The organism is Kribbella sp. NPDC056861 (assembly GCF_040687575.1).
GTDB lineage: Bacteria > Actinomycetota > Actinomycetes > Propionibacteriales > Kribbellaceae > Kribbella.
Genome location: NZ_JBFBNQ010000001.1, coordinates 489,714 through 507,573, shown reverse-complemented (window position 1 = coordinate 507,573; position 17,860 = coordinate 489,714). Strand labels below are relative to the sequence as shown.

Genomic DNA, 17,860 nt, shown 5'->3' with positions numbered 1-17,860 from the left:
TGTCATGATGGGGTCATGATCGAGAGGGCACTCACCGGCATCTGGATGCTGGTGATGCCTGCTCTCGGTCCGGACTCCGGCTTACTGGCCGTCGCCGTGTTCACGGCGGCGGCCGTTTTGCTTGCCGTCGTCCAGCTCTCCAGTACCGCGGCCCAGCGCCCGCTCGCCTCGCCAGTGCCCGCACTGGCCAGCGCCACCCGCGCGAACTCCCGCCGTACCGCGTATCTGCTGCTCCGCGATCCCGACGCCGCCGGTCGGCCGCGCCCACGAGCACCGGGAAGGTAGCGAGTTTCCCCGCTACCTGCATTTCCCTTTCTCACTCGTGGAGTTTCGTCATGCCTGCTTTTCTCGACGCGCCGATCAGCGCTGCCTACCACCTCGTCAACGCGATCGCCACGGCGATCGAACCCCTCACCGGCCTGTACGCCGCTGCTGTGGCGATCGTGCTCTGTACCCTCGCCGTCCGTCTGCTGCTGCTCCCGTTGAGCCTCGCCGCGATCCGCGGTGAGAAGTCCCGCGCCGTGCTGATGCCGGAGATCCGGAAGATCAGCGAGAAGCATGCGAAGGATCCGGAGCGGGTCCAGCGTGAAGTGGCCAAGCTCCAGTCGGAGTCCGGCACCACCCTGCTGGCCGGTTGTCTGCCGATGTTCGCGCAGTTGCCGTTCTTCTGGGTGATGTACACGTTGTTCAGCACCGCCGTCGTGTCCGGTCAGTCGAACCAGTTGCTGGCGGGCACGATCTTCGGCGCCCCGCTCGGGATCCACTGGCCGATGTTCGCCTCGACCCCGGCGTACCTGGGGCTGGCGTTGTTGCTCGCGGTCGTTGCCTTCTTCTCCGCTCGCCGGCAGTTGCGCCTGCTGGACGAGACCGCTTCGCCGATGGCGCGCAGGATCGCCCGCTTCCTGCCGTTCGGCACGCTCGTGACGGCGGCCTTCATCCCGCTGGCGGCGGGTCTCTATCTCCTGACAACGACGGCCTGGACGCTGGCCGAGCGCACGATTCTGATGCGCTGACCTGACCAGAGCCGATTGGCCGCTGTACGTTGCTGGGGTGGACGAGGAGATCATCGAGTTGCTGCTCGCGGTGGCCAAGGACGAGCTGGCTGCTGACCTCGACCACCCTCAGCCCGGCGCGTTGTCCACCGTGCTGTACGACGTGCTGCCGTACTCCGGGAGCGTTCGGGACGGCTGGATCGAGGAGCTGCGGGTCGCGTTTCCGCAGTTTCTCTCCGTTCTCCGGCAGACCGGCAGGGGCGGTCTGGCCGACCTGCTGGCCGGCGAGGCAGGGGCCGCGTTCAACGATCCCGAGCTGGGCCGGGCCGATCCGGTCAGCTGGAGCCTGCGCCGCCGGGCGATGATTGCTCTTGGCAACGAGAGTGACTGGCAGGCACGGTGGGAAGCGCTCTCTTGGAGTGAGCAGAACGCGTTGGCCGGTCCGGTGGAGCGGCCCGTCGAGCTGCCGGTGGAGCCGTTGCCTGGTTCACCCGCTCCGGTGGCGGAGATGCCGACCCGGTTGGAGGCGGAGGCGGAGAACTCGGAGTTCCTCGGTGAGCTGGCCGAGTTCGCCCAGCGGGTGGTGGAGAACAGGGCCGACAAGCCGGACCACGAGTTGTGGCGGATCGCAGTAATGGCGGGATGGGTTTGCCCGAGTCCCGTGCGGCCGCAGTACGGGCCGGCTATGCATGCGTGGACTGCGGAGGTGCTTCGTGAGCAGCAGGTTGAGGCTTGGTTGGAGACCTATCGGGTGGCGCTCACCGAGTGGTCTGAGCTGATTGAGCCTCTCTTAGTTGCCTTTCGCGACGGGTCGGTGGCGGTGCCTGACAGTGCTGGCATGGCGATGCTGCGGCGGCTGGGGGCGGTCGTGGTGGAGGACGGTCAGTTGCGGGTGACGCCGATCGGAGTACGGGGACTGTTCACGCGGGGGCGGTGGGCGGATCCGCAGTACTGGTTGCTCAAGCCGGGGGAGTGGTGGCTGAATCTGCGGCCCGACGACCTGATCGCGTTGGTCACGGCGGCGTCGAAGCTGTGTCTGGTCGATCAGGCGTGGACGGTGCAGCGCTGGTTCGACAAGGCTGAGCCGCTGGAGTTCGCGTATCAGTTGGTGGGGATCGGCAAGCAGGTCCATGGCGCTGCGCTGAACACGGTCTTCGGGTATCTGCTGCGGATCGGGCTGGAGGCAGCGCCGGCGGTCGAGGAGTGGCTGGTTGTCGAGGAGCTATCCGGCCTGGGATGGCGGTGGTTCGACGCGATCGGGGCGCCGCAGGCCGGGATCCCGACCGAGCACGCGCGGTTCGTGGCGACCAGCGAAATGGTCCAGTCGCTCGACGATCTGCGCGCGCTGCTCGACCGGTACGCCGATTGTCCGCCGGTGCCGCCGTTGCCGGGCAGTACGATCGACGAGCTGACCTACAGCATCCCGACGCTGCTCAGGACGGAGCAGGTCAACGGGTTGCTGCAGCGGGTGCTGAACACCGAGGTCGAGGAGCTGCCGGTTGATCGGGCCGAGCTCTACCGGCTGATCGCAGAGACGCGGCGCTCGTTCCTGGAGTGATTTGCTGGAACGGCAAGGAAGTTTGTCAGTTCGGCCGGGCTGGCGGATGCTGGTCTTATGACTGCGGACAACAGAACTGCCGAAGAGTACTGGAACGACCGCTACCGCGAGAGCACCCGGATCTGGAGTGGGAAGCCGAACGTGGAGCTGGTCGGCGAGGTCTCCGATCTGAAGCCAGGGAGCGCTCTCGACCTCGGCTCCGGTGAGGGTGGCGACGCGATCTGGCTGGCACAGCAGGGCTGGCGGGTGACTGCGGTCGACGTGTCCGAGGTAGCGCTCTCCCGAGCTGCTCAGCACGCTGAGGAGGCCGGGGTCGCCGATCGGATCACGTGGCAGCAGCACGAGCTGGGCAAGAGCTTCCCGGAGGGGACGTTCGATCTCGTGTCGGCGCAGTTCCTGCACTCGACGGTCGACCTGCCGCGCGAGGAGATCCTGCGAACGGCAGCCGAGGCGGTCGCGCCGGGCGGGGTGTTGCTGATCGAGGGCCACCTGGACTGGCCGGACGCGGCGAAGCACGGTGACCACCCGGACGTGCACTTCCCTACGCCGGACGAGGTGATCGCCGATCTCGGGCTGACCGACGACCGGTGGGAGATCCTGGTCAGCCGCGCGCACGAGCGCGAGCAGCTCATCGACGGCAAGCCGCTGACCCGTCGGGACGGCACGGTGAAGGCCCGCCGCCGAGCGGTCTGAGGCGGCCGGGCACGCCGCTGAAGCGGCCCGCCATGCCCCTGCGCCGGGCGGCACGCCCTTGAGGCGGCCCGCCGCCGGGCGGTCTGAGGCGGCCCGCCGAGCCCTGACACGGCCGGCCGAGCCCTGACTAAGCCGGCCCGGGCTGACTGGGCTGGCTCGCGGTTGCTGATCGGGAAGGTGTTCATCGCGCGGTCAGTCCATGTTCACCGCCGGACGGTCTGCTCCGGCGAATCTTGGACGCTATGAGCACCCCCGATCTGGTCCACGAGCTCGGCTTCCGCGTTCTCGACGAAGAGGACGACGATCCGGTCCTGCTGCGCGGCGACGGCACCCCGGTCGACACCTGGCGCGAGGGCTACCCGTACGGCGAACGCCTGGCGCGCGAGGTCTACGACCGCGACAAGCGGCTGCTCCAGATCGAGCTGCTCAAGCTGCAGTACTGGGTGAAGCGGTCCAAGCAGAAGCTCGTGATCGTCTTCGAGGGCCGGGACGCGGCCGGCAAGGGCGGCACGATCAAGCGGTTCATGGAGCACCTCAATCCGCGCGGTGCCCGGATCGTCGCGCTCGAGAAGCCGACCGAGCGCGAGCAGACCCAGTGGTACTTCCAGCGGTACGTCGAGCATCTGCCGGCCGCCGGCGAGATGGTGCTGTTCGACCGGTCCTGGTACAACCGCGCGTGTGTCGAGCGGGTGATGGGGTTCTGCAGCGATGCGCAGTACGAGGAGTTCATGCGGCAGACGCCGGAGTACGAGCGGATGCTGGTCCGGTCGGGGATCCAGCTGGTGAAGCTGTGGTTCTCGGTGTCGCAGGCCGAGCAGCAGACCCGCTTCATGATCCGCCAGATCGATCCGGTCCGGCAGTGGAAGCTATCGCCTACAGACTTGGCGTCACTCGACAAGTGGAGTGACTACACCGAGGCGAAGGAGGCGATGTTCCACTACACCGACACGCCGCACGCGCCCTGGACCGTGGTCAAGAGCAACGACAAGAAACGCGCCCGGCTGGCGGCGATGCGACATGTGCTGGGCCTGTTCGAGTACGACAACAAGGACCATGAGTTGGTGGCACAGGCCGACCCGAAGATCCTCGGCCCGGCCGCGCAGGTCTTCGAGCACGGCGAGTCCACCACCAGGCAATTCCCGGAACTCTGAACTACTCGGCCGCGGAGCGGCCTCGCCAGAGCGGCGGCGCGGGAGTGGTGGCGAGCGGCTGCCTGGCGCCGGAGCCGGGCTGCTACTCCGCGATCGGCAGGTGGACGGTAAAAGTGGCGGCGAGCGGCTGCCGCCTGGTGCCGGCGAGCTCGGCGAGCAGCAGGCAGTCGGCGCTGTCGCGGTCTCGGCGATGACGATCGTGCAGGTGGTCGTGGCGGCGTTCGCGATGCTGCTGGCGGGCTGCTACTCGGGGATCGGTAGGTGGACGGTGAAGGTGGCGGCGAGCGGCTGACGCCTGGCGCCGGAGGCGGGCTGCTACTCCGCGATCGGTAGATGGACGGTGAAGGTGGCGCCGTGGGGGACCGTGTCGGTGACGGTGACCTTGCCGCCGTGGGCCGCGACCAGCGCGGCGACGATCGACAAGCCCAGCCCTGAGCCGCCGGTGACTCGTGTCCGTGCAGAGTCGGCGCGATAGAAGCGCTCGAAGACTCGCGCCTTCTGCTGGTCGTCCAGACCAGGTCCGGTGTCGGCCACCTCGAGGATCGCCTCACCGGCCCGGGTGCCGACCGACAGCGTGATCGGAGCCTCGACCGGAGTGTGGTGGAGCGCGTTGCTGACCAGGTTGCCCAGCACCTGCCGCAGCCGCGCCTCGTCGCCGCTCACCACCGGAGCGCCGGAGTCCGGCAGGATCTGCAGCTTCATCTGCCGCCCAGGCTGAACGGCCTGTACGTCGTGCACCGAGTCGCCCGCCAGCGTGAGCAGGTCGACCGGCTGGTGCTGCAACGGCCGTTGCTGATCGAGTCGCGCGAGCAGCAGCAGATCGTCGACCAGCAGACCCATCCGCTTGGCCTCGTCCTCGATCCGCTTCATCGTCGCCGGATCGGCCGCCGCACCCTTCTGCCGGGTCAGCTCCGCGAACCCGCGGATGGACGTCAATGGCGTCCGGAGTTCATGGCTAGCGTCGGCGATGAACCGGCGCATCCGCTCCTCCGACTGCCGCGCGTTCTCCTCGGATCGCCGAGCAGCATCCTCGGACCGCCTGGCCGCGAACTCGGAGGCGGTCCGCTGCGCGAAGGCGCCTTCGATCTGCCCGAGCATCTGGTTCAGCGCAAGCGAGAGGCGCCCCACCTCGGTCCGCGGATCACGCTGCGGCACGCGGCGGCTCAAGTCACCACCGGCGATCGCGACCGCTGTGTGCTCGACGTCTTCGAGACCGCGGAGGCTTCGCCGTACGACATACGTCGCCACGCCGGCCAACAGCACGAGTAGGATGATTCCGGCAGCGATCTGCACGCCAACCAGCTTCTGCAGGGTCTGCTTCATGTCGCCGAGGCTCTGAGCCACCATCAGATAGCCATCGCCGTTGGGCAGCGGAGTGGCGACCACGCGGAAGGACTCGTCACCGGAGGCGGCAGACGCATCGAAGGCACTGAGGCCTCGTCCCTGGACCTGGACCAGCGTCAGTGACGGAAGCGCCGGCTGCGCCGCCGCTTGGTCGAGCGGCTGGCGGATCGGCCCTTCCATCCGGGTTCCGCTCGGATCGAAGCGCTGGACGATGAAGACGCTGGGGAGTTTCGGCCCGCGCCCCGGATCGGGTGCGCCTTGCCACGGGGCGTTGCGGGGTGCTGTCAGCTGCTTCGCCGCATCCTGCAACTGGCCGTCGACCCGGTCGATCAGGTAGCCGCGCATGATGGTCGTCGCGACCAGACCTGAGGCGAGTAGCGCGGCCGTGACCAGGGTGAGGAGCACCAGGACAATGGTGATCCGCAACGGGTAGCGGTCAGTGATGCGCCGATGGCCGTTCATCAGTTCGGGCCCCGGGGAGTGCGCAGTACGTAGCCGACGCCTCGGACCGTGTGCAAAAGCTTCTGGTCGCCGGTGTCGACCTTGCGGCGCAGATACGACATGTACGACTCGACCACGCCGGCGTCGCCCGCAAAATCGTAGTTCCAGACGGCCGAGAGGATCTGGCCTTTCGACATCACCCGCTCGGCGTTCTCCAGCAGGCAGCGCAGCAGTTTGAACTCGGTCAGCGAGAGCTGCACGGCCTCACCTGCCTTGAATACCTCGTAGCTGTCTTCGTTCAGCTCCAGGTCCGCGTACCGCAGTACGGCGGCCTCTGTCGTCGTCTGCTCGCGGTGGCCGGAGCGGCGCAGCAGCGCGCGGACGCGGGCGACCAGCTCGTCCAGGCTGAAGGGCTTGGTCACGTAGTCGTCGCCGCCGGTGTGCAGGCCGAGCACCTTGTCCTCGACCGCATCGCGCGCGGTGAGGAACAGCACTGGTACGTGCCGGTCCTCACCGCGCAGCCGGCGGACCACCTCGAAGCCGTCCAGGCCCGGCATCATCACGTCGAGTACGACGAGGTCCGGCTCGACCTCGCGCGCCTTGCGCAGCGCCTCGGCGCCGTGCGTCGCCGTGGTCACGTCGTACCCGGCGAAGCGCAGACTCGCGGACAGCAGTTCGACGATGTTGGGCTCGTCGTCGACGACCAGGAGATGCGGGCTCATGGTCACAGTCTTACGCCCGCAGGTGTGCGATCACTGGGAGGTTCCTGGCAATCGGCTGTGAGTGTCCGCCGGATCAGCCCCGAACTAGCGGGGTCCCTTGAAGCCCCACTTCTTCTGCGCCGCGTCGCGCTGGCTGCCGTCGCTGACGCTGGTGGCGCTCGCCTTGCCGTCGGCGACGATCGCCGAGACGGTCACCGTGTTGCCGGTCTTGATGCTGGTGATCCCGTCCCGGGTCGCGTTGACGAGGGTGTCGGCCGTGACCACGTACTCCTTGCTGTAGCCGTCGGCGCTCTTCACCGTGATCGCGTCCTTGCTGACCGCGGTCACCTCGCCGTTCTGGGTCGCGACGGTCTGGTAGCCGCCGCCTTCCTTCTCGACCGTGAACTCGCCGTGCAGCGCCCGGCCCATCCCGATCCCGAGCTCACCGTGCCGGCCAGGTCCGCCCGGTCCACCAGGTCCGTTGGGCTTGGCCGGTTCGGTCGCGTTGGGCTTGGCCGGTGCCGACGGTGAAGCGGTCGGGTTCGGAGTTGGGGTCGGATCGGCGCTGGTGGTCGCCCAGGCGACTCCGCCGGCCGCGGTGGTGACCACGACCGCCGCAACGGTGCCGGCCACCCGCCAGCTCTTGTTGGTCAGCTTCTGGTTCGACTCCATGCTGTAGTGCCTCCCGGTACTGCGTACCAAGCGGGTCACCTGGTACTGGTCGTCCCACTCTCCGCAGCGGACCTGAGACGAGCCTTCGCCGGTGCTGGCAAAACCCTGGCAACCCGAACCCTGGCGACCCGAACCCTGGCAACCCCGCGACGCAGGCTGGGACCTCAGACCAGGAACAGCACCGCGACCAGCCAGACGGCCGCCGCCAGCGACGTACCGATCAGCTCGATCACGATCGACAGCCCCGTCGCCCGCAGCGCGTGCTTGGTGGAGACCCAGGCCCGGTCGTGGGCGCCGAGGCGCTGCCGCTCGGACAGGTAGACGCCGAGCGGGAAGCCGACGAACATGCCGACCACCGGGATCACGAAGAACCCGACGATGCCGAGCAGCACCCCGACGAACATCGACCGCCGCGGTACGCCGGACTCGCGCAACCGGCGCTCCGGCACGATGTACTTGACCACCTGACTGGCACCGATCAGGACCACGGCGGCCGCGAACACGATCCAGCCGATGGAGCTCTGCACCTCCAGCGCCCAGACCAGGATCGCGGCCAGGCTGAGGATCGCGCCGGGCAGCACCGGAACGATGATGCCGATGATGCCGACGAAGATCGCCACGCCGACCAGAAGAGTCGCAACGGTGTTCACGCCGCCACTCTGCCGTAGATCGGCCGTCCTAGGGTGGACCTATGCCTGACCTTCATGATCTCGTCACCACGCTGGCCGCTCCCTGGGTGGTGTTGTCGCCGCGATCGGGCCAGCTGACCGGCACCGGCGCCGAGGGGGTCTACGCCCGCGACCGCCGGATCCTGTCCCGCTTCGAGGTCACCGTCGACGGCCGGCTCCCGACGCCGGTCCAGGTGGACGAGCCCGCCACCAGCACCACCCGGTACGCCGCTGTGCTCGCTGGTCTCGGCGACGACGGCCACGACCCGACCGTGACGCTGCGGCGCACTCGCCAGGTGGACGGCCACGGCGTCACCGAGCGCCTCACGCTGGTGAACCGGTCGCACACCACCATCGACTGCGAGCTGGTCGTAGCGCTGGGCACCGATCTCGCCGGTACTGCGGCCGTCCGCAGCGAGGCAGCTGCCGACCTCCCCGCGTTGGAGCCGACCGTCGACGTCGACGGCCTGCACTGGGAAGACGGCTCGGGCACCCGGGTCAGCGTGACTTTCGATCCGGCCCCAGACCTCAACCAAAGCTGGAGGTTGAAGGTCGATGCCGGTCAGGAGATCACCATCACCCTCAGGTTGACGGCGAGCTTCCCACCCGCCGACGGCTTCAGCATCGAGCCTCCGGCGAGCCGGCCGACGTACGACGACATCTCGCTCGACTGTGACGACCAGCGAGTCGCTCGCTGGGTGGGACGGTCCCTGGACGATCTCGCCGGGCTGCAGCTGGCAGCCGACGGGGGAGAGCGCTATCTCGGCGCGGGACCGCCCTGGTACCTGACGCTCTTCGGTCGCGACTCGCTCATCTCGGCCGGCATGCTCATCCCGGTCGACCCCGAGTTGGCCGCCGGGACGCTTCGCGCGCTGGCCGCGCATCAGGGCACCCGCGTCGATCCCACGGCCGCCGAGCAGCCCGGCAAGATCCCGCACGAGCTGCGAGCCGAGGTCGCCGATCACGGTGGCGGCCTGGTGCTCCCCGCCGCGTACTACGGCACGCATGACGCGACCCAGCTCTGGATCACCACCCTGCACAAGGCGTGGCGCTGGGGGATGCCGACCGACGAAGTACGGGCGTTGCTGCCGAACCTGCAGAGAGCGCTCACTTGGATTCGCGACTTCGCAGATCCCGATGGGGACGGCTTCCTCGAGTACCTCGACGAGACCGGGCACGGCCTGGCCAATCAGGGCTGGAAGGACTCCCGGGACTCGGTCCAGTGGCCTGACGGCACGCTGGCCACCGCCCCGATCGCGCTCTGCGAGGTCCAGGGCTACGCGTACGCCGCCGCGATCGCGGGCGCCGAGTTGCTGGACGCGTTCGCGTTCGAGGGAGGCGACGCCTGGCGGGAGTGGGCGGCCGGTCTCAGAGAGCGCTTCCGCGCCAGCTTCTGGGTCGACGGCTACCCCGCCATCGCTCTGGACGGGGCCAAGCGGCCGGTCGCTGGTCCGGCCTCGAACATGGGTCACCTGCTGGGCACCGGTCTGCTGGGCGAGGCCGAGGAAGCAGCGGTCGCCAACCAACTCGCCGGCCTCGACCTGAACAGCGGCTTCGGCCTCAGAACGTTGTCCAAGGCAATGACTCGCTTCAACCCGCTCGGCTACCACACCGGCAGCGTCTGGCCACACGACACCGCGATGACCGTCCAGGGCCTGTACGCCGCGGGCCACGCCGCCACTGCGACGTCGTACGTGCGCGGGCTCATCAACGCAGCCGAAGCCTTCGACTACCGCCTTCCCGAGCTGTACGGCGGCGACGGTGCCGACCAGGAGAGCCGCCCAACGCCGTACCCACTCTCCTGCCGCCCGCAGGCCTGGGCTGCGGCCTCAGCAGTCGCCGTCGTGGTCGCAGCCCTGGGGATCGACCCCAACGTCCCTGCTGGCACCCTCGACGTGGCTCCCGCAGACCAGCTCGCCTGGCGACGCCTCAAGCTGACTGGGCTGCGGGTCGGCGACCACAGACTGTCGGTCGAGCTCAACGGCGGCGTCCTGACCGTCAGCTAGGCGAGCACTTCGATCGCGGCGACCGCCGCGATGCTCAGATAGATGCCGGCCACAACGTACTTCGCCACACCACGGCCCCGCCCTGCCGTCCTGAAGCGGCGAGCCAGCGTGTCGGCGCCCAGCGCGTAGGTGAGGTCCAACAGCAGTCCGATCACCAGCACCGCCAGGCCGAGTAGCAGCATCTCGTTGCGGACCTGGCCGGTGCCGGCGCCGCGGGTGGTGAACTGGGGGAGGAAGGCAAGGAAGAAGAGCGCCGCCTTCGGATTCATCAGGTTGACCAGGACGCCCTCGCGGAAGATCCGGCCGAGCGAGGTCACCTTGACGGCACCGACTCCTGAGCCGTCAGTCGAGCGGAGGCTCCGGAGTCCGAGAAATGCCAGGTACGCCGCACCGGCCAGGGAGATGGCGGTGAAGACCACCGGCGACGCCTGGACCACGGCGGCCAGACCGAGCGCGGCGAGCAGGATGTACACGATCGATCCGGTCTCGATGGCGAAGGCGGAGACCACCCCCGCGCGCCGGCCCTGGGTCATGCTGCGCAACGAGATGTAGATGTTGTTCGGCCCCGGCATCCCGACCAGCACCACTGTCGCTCCGACGAACCCGAGCGCCTGCCCGATCCCCATCTCACCCTCCACCACTCTCGAATTGGACTGCCACGTACTAGCCTGGCGAGAGTGGATCCAGTCCACCCGAGCCAATCGAGGGAGAAGTGGACCGTTCTGGCGACCCGGCCGCCTTGGCTGCCGTGATCGGACATCAGCTGACCAACCGGTCCGGCGGCCTCTACCGCCGGCTCGCGGACACGATCGCCGCGCTGATCGGCTCGTCCGAGCTGCCGGTCGGCGCCCGGCTGCCCGCCGAGCGTCCACTCGCCGACGCCTTGGCGGTGAGCCGCTCGACCGTAGTAGCGGCGTACGACGAACTGCGGGCTCGCGGCTTGGTCGAGAGCCGCAGAGGCAGCGGTACGACGGTCGCCCAGGCCGCCGCGAAGGGCCGGTCAGGCGCCGACAAGCGCATGCCCACCGGGTACGGCGAATCGTTGTTCCACCGGATCGCCCACGGCCCGAGCGACGTGATCGCGATGACGTACGCCGTCGACCCCGGCATCCCCGAACTGGCGGCCGAGGTGGAAGACCTGGCGCGCACCGAGTTGCCGTTGCTGCTGCAAGGCGTCGGCTACCACCCACGAGGCCTGGAGGTACTGCGGGAGCGCATCGCTGACCACTTCGCGGAGTCCGGCCTGCCGACCAGCCCCGACGAGATCGTGGTGACGAGTGGCGCCCATCAGGCGATCGCCCTGGTGACCCAGATGTATCTGCGCACCGGCGCGGCGGTCGCCATCGAGCAGCCGAGCTGGCCGGGTTGTTTCGACCTGTTCGGGGCCGCCGGTGGTCGCGTGGTCGGCGTACCGCTGGATGACGCGGGGGTACGCCCCGATCTGCTGGCCGCAACTTTCCAGCAGCATCAGCCGGCGATGCTGTTCGTGATGCCGACCTTCCACAATCCGACCGGCCGGCTGATGTCGGCCGCGCGACGCAGGCAGGTTGCTGAGCTGGCAGCCAAGCACGGTGTCGTAGTCGTCGAGGACAACGCGTACTCCGCCTGGGATCCAACTGGTCCTGACCTGCCCGCGCCGCTGGCTGCCTACGCTCCGAAGGAAGCTGAGGTGCTCACCATCGGATCGGTGTCGAAAGCTGTCTGGGGCGGCCTTCGGATCGGTTGGATCCGCGCGCCGAGACCACTGGCGGAGCGGCTCGCCCGGCACAAGGCGCTGGCCGATCTCGGCAGTCCGGTGATCGACCAAGCCCTCACCGCGCGATTGTTACCGCGTTTGACCGAGCTGACCGCGGCCCGGGCGGAAATGGCGACGAGCAGAAAACACCTGATGGGTCAGTTGTTGACGGAACGCCTACCGGAATGGCGGTGGGAAGAACCCGTTGGTGGTTCCGCATTGTGGATCCAGTTACCGGACACCGATGCCCGGGTTTTCGCGCAAGTGGCGCTGCGGCACGGCGTCGAGGTCGTTGCGGGACGCGCAATGGATCCGACCGGGGAGCACGACGACCATCTCCGGGTGCCGTTCAGCTACTCCGCGGAGGTGATGTCGGTGGCGGTCGACCGGTTGGCCTCGGCGTGGCGCGAGCTGCGGCGGCACGGGCCGGCGGACGCCGTACCGACGATCGTGTGAACGCACAGCGGCTGACCTGTGGACGGCCGCGGACATGAAGGATGGCGGCCACCCTTCCGGGTGACCGCCATCGAAGCTCAGGAGTGGGAGGCGCCCTCGTTGGCGCCGCGAGGCCGGGTTACCGGTCGCCCTCTGCAGGGACCGACTCGGCGGGCTTGTCTTCGAGCTTGCCCGTCTCGTCGTGAATGGTGATCGCGATGTTGCGCAGCTTGTCCGCGTGCTCCCGTCCGTGGTGGGCGCAGAAAAGTAGCTCCCCACCGCTGGTCAGGGTCACCCGAACGTAGGCCTGCGCACCGCAGCGGTCACAACGGTCCGCAGCCGACAGGGTCGAACTCGGGGCGAGTGCTGTAGTCACTTGAGGCCTCATCTCATCTAGTTCCGTACTCACCAGATAGCAACATCCTGACATGCGGATCACTTCCCGGTAGGGACAGCGTGTCCGAATGTGAGACGAACTACCCGTTCCCTTATGACGCATATTGACGGGGAATCGTTTCGGATTCGGGTGATCTGCTGTTTCCAACCGGTGTCGGGCGTGTCTTCTTTCACTGTGCGCTACTTCTTGGTCACTGCGTGCACATGAGCGGAGTGTCGTAAAACACGCTGACGAGTCCGGATCGATATCTGCTGGAACGCCTTTCCTGGCCAACGGTATCTGGTTCTGGGTCAGTACCCAGCATGGTTGCCTGATACACCAACCAGGGAGGACCGGCTGACACCGGGTGGCGTGGGCGGAATTCGGGGGTCCGGCTGCGTAGGCTGTCCGGGTACGCCGGTTCCGGCCGGCGTGCGCTGTCTGCTTGTGAACCAGTGAAGGAGCCCAGTGGCCGCCCCGACGCCTCGTAGTACCGAGCTCGACCCGACGTACAACGCGCGCAACCTGCTAGTCCTCGAAGGGCTGGAGGCCGTCCGCAAACGGCCCGGTATGTACATCGGCTCGACCGACAGTCGCGGTCTGATGCACTGCCTGTGGGAGATCATCGACAACTCCGTCGACGAGGCGCTGGCCGGTCACGGTCAGCGGATCGACATCGTCCTGCACGGCGACGGTTCGGTCGAGGTCCGTGACAAGGCCCGCGGCATCCCGGTCGACATCGAGCCGAAGACCAAGCTCTCCGGCGTCGAGGTGGTCTTCACCAAGCTGCATGCTGGCGGCAAGTTCGGCGGCGGCTCGTACAACGCCTCCGGTGGTCTGCACGGTGTCGGCGCCTCCGTCGTGAACGCGCTGTCCGCGCGGCTCGACGTCGAGGTCGACCGCGGCGGTGTGACCTGGACCACGTCGTTCCGGCGCGGGGTGGCCGGCGAGTTCGACGCCGACGGCGCGGACGCGGGCTTCGTCCCGGCGATCGGCCTGCGCAAGGCCGGCCGCGCGAAGAAGGGCGTCACCGGCACCCGGATCCGGTACTGGGCCGACCGGCAGATCTTCACCAAGGACGCCGCCTTCAACTACGACGAGCTGGTCACCCGGGCCCGGCAGACGTCGTTCCTGGTGCCCGGCCTCGAGCTGGTCGTGCGCGACGAGCGCACGGACGAGCCGACCGAGGAGTCGTTCAAGCACGAGGGCGGGATCAGCGAGTTCTGCGAGTTCCTGGCCACCGACCAGCCGGTCACCGAGGTGGTCCGGCTGTCCGGTACCGGCCACTTCACCGAGACCGTGCCGATGCTCGACGACGCCGGCCACATGACGCCGACCGACGTCGAGCGCGACCTCGAGGTCGACATCGCGGTCCGCTGGGGCGACGGCTACGAGACCGAGCTGCGCTCGTTCGTGAACATCGTGGCGACGCCGAAGGGCGGCACCCACGTGGCCGGCTTCGAGCGGGCGCTGCCGAAGGTGTTCACCAGTGCGCTGACCGGCACCCGGCTGCTGAAGAGCGGCGAGGAGCTGATCAAGGACGACGTGCTCGAGGGCATGACGTCGGTGGTCACTGTCCGGCTGTCCGAGCCGCAGTTCGACGGCCAGACCAAGGAGGTGCTCGGCACCCCGGCCGCCTCGCGGATCGTCGCGAAGGTCGTGCAGACCGAGCTGGAGGCCTTCCTCAGCTCCACCAAGGGCGTGGCGAAGGCGCAGGCGCGCGCGGTGATGGAGAAAGTCGTCGCGGCCTCCCGGACCCGGGTGGCCGCCCGTCAGCACCGCGAGCTGCAGCGCCGCAAGACCGCGCTGGAGTCGTCGGCGCTGCCGGCCAAGCTGGCCGACTGCCGCAGCAACGACGTCGACCGCTCCGAGCTGTTCATCGTCGAGGGCGACTCGGCGCTCGGTACCGCCAAGGTGGCTCGCAACTCGGAGTTCCAGGCGTTGCTGCCGATCCGCGGCAAGATCCTGAACGTGCAGAAGGCGTCCGTCGCCGACATGCTCAAGAACGCCGAGTGCGCCTCGATCATCCAGGTGGTCGGGGCCGGCTCCGGCCGCACCTTCGACCTGGAGCAGGTCCGCTACGGCAAGATCATCTTCATGGCCGACGCCGACTCCGACGGCGCGCACATCCGCTGCCTGCTGGCGACGCTGTTCTTCCGGTACATGCGGCCCCTGGTCGACGCGGGCCGGGTCTACACCGCCGTGCCGCCGCTGCACCGCTTCGAGTTGACCAACCCGAAGAAGGGGCAGGAGAAGTACATCTACACGTACTCCGACGCCGAGTACCAGCGGAAGTCCGCCGAGCTGATGAAGAAGGGCGTCAAGTGGAAGGAGCCCCCGCAGCGCTACAAGGGTCTCGGCGAGATGGACGCGGACCAGCTGGCGGAGACCACCGTCGACCCGCGGCACCGCACCCTGCGCCGGATGACCGTCGACGACGGTGAAGCCGCCGCGGGCGTGTTCGACCTGCTGATGGGCAACGACGTCGCACCCCGCAAGGAGTTCATCGTGCAGGGCGCCTACGAGCTGGACGAGAACCGCATCGACGCATGACCCCGGTGCCGCGGCTGGCCTGTTTCGATCTCGACAACACGTTGATCGATCGAGACAGGGCCTTCCGTGCGTGGGCGGAGTGGTGGGTCCGGCGCGAGGGGCTCGGCGCGGAGGCGGTCGAGTGGCTGCTGGCGCAGGACGAGGGCGGCTTCCGGCCGCGTCCTGACCTGTTCGCAGGAGTCAAGGAACGCTTCGGGCTGACCGACGAGGTGTCGGCGATGGTCGACGCCTACGACCAGGAGCATCCGACCTTCGTCTCGGTGGCACGCCCGGTGGTGGCCGGCCTCGTCTCCCTCCGTACTGCGGGCTGGCGGGTCGCCGTCGTCACGAATGGTGGCGTCAGGCAACAATCGCTCAAGCTGGAGCGGACCGGGATCGGCGCGGTCGTCGACTACTGCTGCATCTCCGAAGCGGTCGGCGTCCGCAAACCCGATCCGCGGATCTTCCGGATCGCCGCGGCCCAGACCGGCGCGACGCTGATCGGCGGCTGGATGGTCGGCGACCACCCGGCGTACGACATCGCCGGTGGGATCGCGGCCGGGCTGTCGACCGTGCTGGTGGGCAACCATCACCCGGCGGCCGCGACACCGGACCGCACCGCGACCCATCACTTTGCGTCAGTACTGCAGGCTTTTCCAGTCATACTCGCGAGCTGATCTGGTCATCGCCAGGGCGGCTGCTACAGGATGGCGGCCATGAGCTACCTTCCGCCGCACGGCCGGGTTCTGACGCCGTACTTGTGCTGCCGCGACGCGGCCAAAGCGATCGAGTGGTACAGCGAGGTGTTCGGCGCGCGCCCGACCGAGACGCCGTTCGTCGGCGCCGACGGGCGGATCGGTCACGCTGAGTTGGAGATCGCCGGCGCCGGTTTCATGCTGTCCGACGCCTACCCGGAGGTAGGCGTCGCGTCACCTGCTGCGGACGGGCTTCCGACGTACGCGCTGAACCTTTACGTGCCGGATGTCGACGCGACCGTCAACGCCGCTGAGAAGGCCGGTGCGACGATCGAGAAGCCGCTCGCCGACACCTTCTACGGCGCTCGCGCCGCGACCTTCCGCGACCCGTTCGGCGTCCGCTGGTCGGTCGCGACCCATCTGCGCGATGTCGGCGAAGCAGCCTTGGACGCAGCCAAGGCGGGCTTCGCCGACAACAAGTGAGGCTTAGCCGAGCGCCTTGCGCAGTACGGAGTGGGCGCCGGCGACGATCTGGTCGCGGTTGGCTTCGTACGTCGGGTCGGTGATCGCGGTCTTGTTGGCCACGTCGAATTGCAGGACCGGGACGTGCAGGTGGCCGGCCGGCATCGACGGGTCACGCAGGTCGCGCTGGAGAGTGTTGCGGTAGGCAACCTCGTTGCTGAGGTAGCCGCCGCCGGCGCCTTCGGAGGCGATCGAGCCGGCGGTGGGACCGTCAGGACGGCGTACCGGCAGGGTCTGGCCGGCGGGGATCTCCAGCACCGAGGTGTTCACGCGGGTGCGGAACTGGGCCGGTACTTCGGCGGCCGCCATCCGGGCCAGCGGCAGGCTGGAGGTGATCCACTCCGGTCCGGCCGGCATGCTCGGCGAGACGACCGGGGCGTTGACGGTGCCGCCGCCCCAGAGGTTGTTGTTGTCGCCGATCGAGCTGACCGACCGGCGGCGCCCGTTGAACGCCTCCAGGTCGAAGATTCCGACCCGGCCCTGGCTCACGGTCATCACCAGGTCGGCGTGCTGCGGGCCGCCCCGGTAGTGCGGCGCGAGCGCGTTCTCGACCATGCTCTCGTCGAAGTCGGTGTAGCGGACCGGGAGCACCAGGGTCTGGATCTCGTAGGTCTTGCCGTTCACCTTCCAGCGCTGCCCGTCGAGGCTGAGCGCGTTGGCGCCGGACGGGTTGCCGATCCGGATGTCGGCGTCCAGCGTGAACGGGTCGAACCCGGTGACCAGGATCTTCTGGACGCCGGGGGAGAACCGGGTGCTGGTGATGCCACGCGACGAGTACTCGAGAGTGCGGATCAGCTCCGCGCGATCCGCCGTACCGAGGGTGAAGTGCGGTTGCCACTGGCGCAGCGCGTAGGCCATCGAGATGCGGGCCCAGTACAGGCCGCGGTCATCGGTGGACGGCAGCGCTGGCGCGGTCTGCGGGTGCTGGGCGCGGTGTGTCGCAGTACGCCACAGCACCTCGCCCTGGACGCGGACCAGAGCATTGGCCGCCGCCTTGCTCGGCGTCGCGCAGAGCAGCTTGCTGAAGAGCCTGACCTGGCGGTCGAAACCGGACCTCGCCAAGATCTCCGCCGGGACCGACGGGCCACCGGCGATGCCGTTGTCGAGACGCTGCTCCTCGACCGTCCCGGCGACCCCTGCGTCGAAGCAGCTGGGCTTGCGGGACTGGTCGGTGAGCGGGGTCGCCGTCGCTGCCGGAGCGGCGGTCAGGGCGGTGGCCAGGGCCAGCGCTCCGAGCAGGACGAAACGCGGAAGAGAGCTTGGGCGGAGTCTCATACCTGGTTTCTATCAGATCCCGGGCGGCGGGCCGAGGGATCTGCGGGCTTGCGGACGGTATTCA

18 protein-coding genes are annotated in these 17,860 nt (G+C 68.5%); 11 read left to right on the top strand and 7 right to left on the bottom strand.

Annotated elements, in window-relative coordinates; all coding sequences use genetic code 11:
• The first annotated feature begins 15 nt into the window (after positions 1-15).
• The 6 genes from AB0P21_RS02235 (at position 16) to AB0P21_RS02210 (ending at position 4,686) form a co-directional block, all read left to right on the top strand.
• Positions 16-285, top strand: coding sequence for a DUF6412 domain-containing protein (locus AB0P21_RS02235; protein ID WP_363693132.1), 270 nt, complete (start codon positions 16-18; stop codon positions 283-285).
• A gap of 50 nt (positions 286-335) precedes the next feature.
• Positions 336-1,013 (top strand): membrane protein insertase YidC, encoded by a 678-nt coding sequence (gene yidC / locus AB0P21_RS02230; protein WP_363693130.1) that lies wholly within the window; start codon positions 336-338, stop codon positions 1,011-1,013.
• 37 nt (positions 1,014-1,050) lie between these two features.
• Positions 1,051-2,550 carry a hypothetical protein gene (locus AB0P21_RS02225; RefSeq protein WP_363693128.1) on the top strand — a complete coding sequence of 500 codons (1,500 nt, stop codon included), beginning with the start codon at positions 1,051-1,053 and terminating at the stop codon, positions 2,548-2,550.
• Between the two features lie 57 nt (positions 2,551-2,607).
• Positions 2,608-3,243, top strand: a complete 636-nt coding sequence (locus AB0P21_RS02220; RefSeq protein WP_363693126.1) for a methyltransferase domain-containing protein — start codon at positions 2,608-2,610, stop codon at positions 3,241-3,243.
• A 242-nt stretch (positions 3,244-3,485) separates the two neighbouring features.
• Positions 3,486-4,394 (top strand): polyphosphate kinase 2, encoded by a 909-nt coding sequence (gene ppk2, locus AB0P21_RS02215; protein ID WP_363693124.1) that lies wholly within the window; start codon positions 3,486-3,488, stop codon positions 4,392-4,394.
• 100 nt (positions 4,395-4,494) lie between these two features.
• Complete coding sequence (locus AB0P21_RS02210) at positions 4,495-4,686, top strand: hypothetical protein (RefSeq protein ID WP_363693122.1); 192 nt, start codon at positions 4,495-4,497, stop codon at positions 4,684-4,686.
• Positions 4,687-4,709: 23 nt separating this feature from the next.
• Here AB0P21_RS02210 and AB0P21_RS02205 read toward each other — a convergent pair whose 3' ends face one another.
• From AB0P21_RS02205 to AB0P21_RS02190, 4 genes are all read right to left on the bottom strand, one after another.
• A complete protein-coding gene (locus AB0P21_RS02205; protein ID WP_363693120.1) occupies positions 4,710-6,200 on the bottom strand; it encodes a HAMP domain-containing sensor histidine kinase in 1,491 nt (496 codons plus the stop codon).
• Positions 6,200-6,901, bottom strand: coding sequence for a response regulator transcription factor (locus tag AB0P21_RS02200; protein ID WP_363693118.1), 702 nt, complete (start codon positions 6,899-6,901; stop codon positions 6,200-6,202). Before AB0P21_RS02200 ends, AB0P21_RS02205 begins: the two co-directional genes overlap by 1 nt.
• An 84-nt stretch (positions 6,902-6,985) precedes the next feature.
• On the bottom strand, positions 6,986-7,552 hold the full coding sequence (locus AB0P21_RS02195; RefSeq protein WP_363693117.1) for a hypothetical protein: 567 nt from the start codon (positions 7,550-7,552) through the stop codon (positions 6,986-6,988).
• A gap of 164 nt (positions 7,553-7,716) precedes the next feature.
• Positions 7,717-8,202, bottom strand: a complete 486-nt coding sequence (locus AB0P21_RS02190; protein WP_363693115.1) for a DUF456 domain-containing protein — start codon at positions 8,200-8,202, stop codon at positions 7,717-7,719.
• Between the two features lie 41 nt (positions 8,203-8,243).
• Here AB0P21_RS02190 and AB0P21_RS02185 point away from each other — a divergent pair, with 41 nt between their 5' ends.
• Positions 8,244-10,226, top strand: coding sequence for a glycogen debranching N-terminal domain-containing protein (locus tag AB0P21_RS02185; protein WP_363693114.1), 1,983 nt, complete (start codon positions 8,244-8,246; stop codon positions 10,224-10,226).
• On the opposite strand, the gene AB0P21_RS02180 is transcribed toward AB0P21_RS02185, so the two are convergent.
• Positions 10,223-10,852: a LysE family translocator gene (locus AB0P21_RS02180; protein ID WP_363693113.1), complete on the bottom strand. Its 630-nt coding sequence runs from the start codon at positions 10,850-10,852 to the stop codon at positions 10,223-10,225. The two genes, AB0P21_RS02185 and AB0P21_RS02180, sit on opposite strands and share 4 nt — an antisense overlap.
• An 86-nt stretch (positions 10,853-10,938) precedes the next feature.
• Here AB0P21_RS02180 and AB0P21_RS02175 point away from each other — a divergent pair, with 86 nt between their 5' ends.
• Positions 10,939-12,417: a PLP-dependent aminotransferase family protein gene (locus AB0P21_RS02175; RefSeq protein ID WP_363693111.1), complete on the top strand. Its 1,479-nt coding sequence runs from the start codon at positions 10,939-10,941 to the stop codon at positions 12,415-12,417.
• Between the two features lie 118 nt (positions 12,418-12,535).
• Here the strand turns inward: AB0P21_RS02175 and AB0P21_RS02170 are convergent, their stop codons facing one another.
• Positions 12,536-12,784: a hypothetical protein gene (locus AB0P21_RS02170; RefSeq protein ID WP_203590115.1), complete on the bottom strand. Its 249-nt coding sequence runs from the start codon at positions 12,782-12,784 to the stop codon at positions 12,536-12,538.
• 456 nt (positions 12,785-13,240) lie between these two features.
• Between AB0P21_RS02170 and AB0P21_RS02165 the strand changes: the two genes are divergently transcribed.
• The 3 genes from AB0P21_RS02165 to AB0P21_RS02155 are packed head-to-tail and all read left to right on the top strand — an operon-like array spanning position 13,241 to position 16,482.
• The gene (locus AB0P21_RS02165) at positions 13,241-15,325 is read left to right on the top strand and encodes a DNA topoisomerase IV subunit B (protein WP_363693110.1); all 2,085 of its coding nucleotides are present in this window, start codon (positions 13,241-13,243) and stop codon (positions 15,323-15,325) included.
• Complete coding sequence (locus tag AB0P21_RS02160) at positions 15,322-15,981, top strand: HAD family hydrolase (protein WP_363693109.1); 660 nt, start codon at positions 15,322-15,324, stop codon at positions 15,979-15,981. The genes AB0P21_RS02165 and AB0P21_RS02160 overlap by 4 nt, the downstream gene beginning before the upstream one ends.
• A 39-nt stretch (positions 15,982-16,020) precedes the next feature.
• Positions 16,021-16,482: a VOC family protein gene (locus AB0P21_RS02155; RefSeq protein ID WP_363693108.1), complete on the top strand. Its 462-nt coding sequence runs from the start codon at positions 16,021-16,023 to the stop codon at positions 16,480-16,482.
• A gap of 3 nt (positions 16,483-16,485) precedes the next feature.
• Here AB0P21_RS02155 and AB0P21_RS02150 read toward each other — a convergent pair whose 3' ends face one another.
• Positions 16,486-17,796, bottom strand: coding sequence for a hypothetical protein (locus tag AB0P21_RS02150; RefSeq protein WP_363693106.1), 1,311 nt, complete (start codon positions 17,794-17,796; stop codon positions 16,486-16,488).
• Positions 17,797-17,860: the final 64 nt, after the last annotated feature.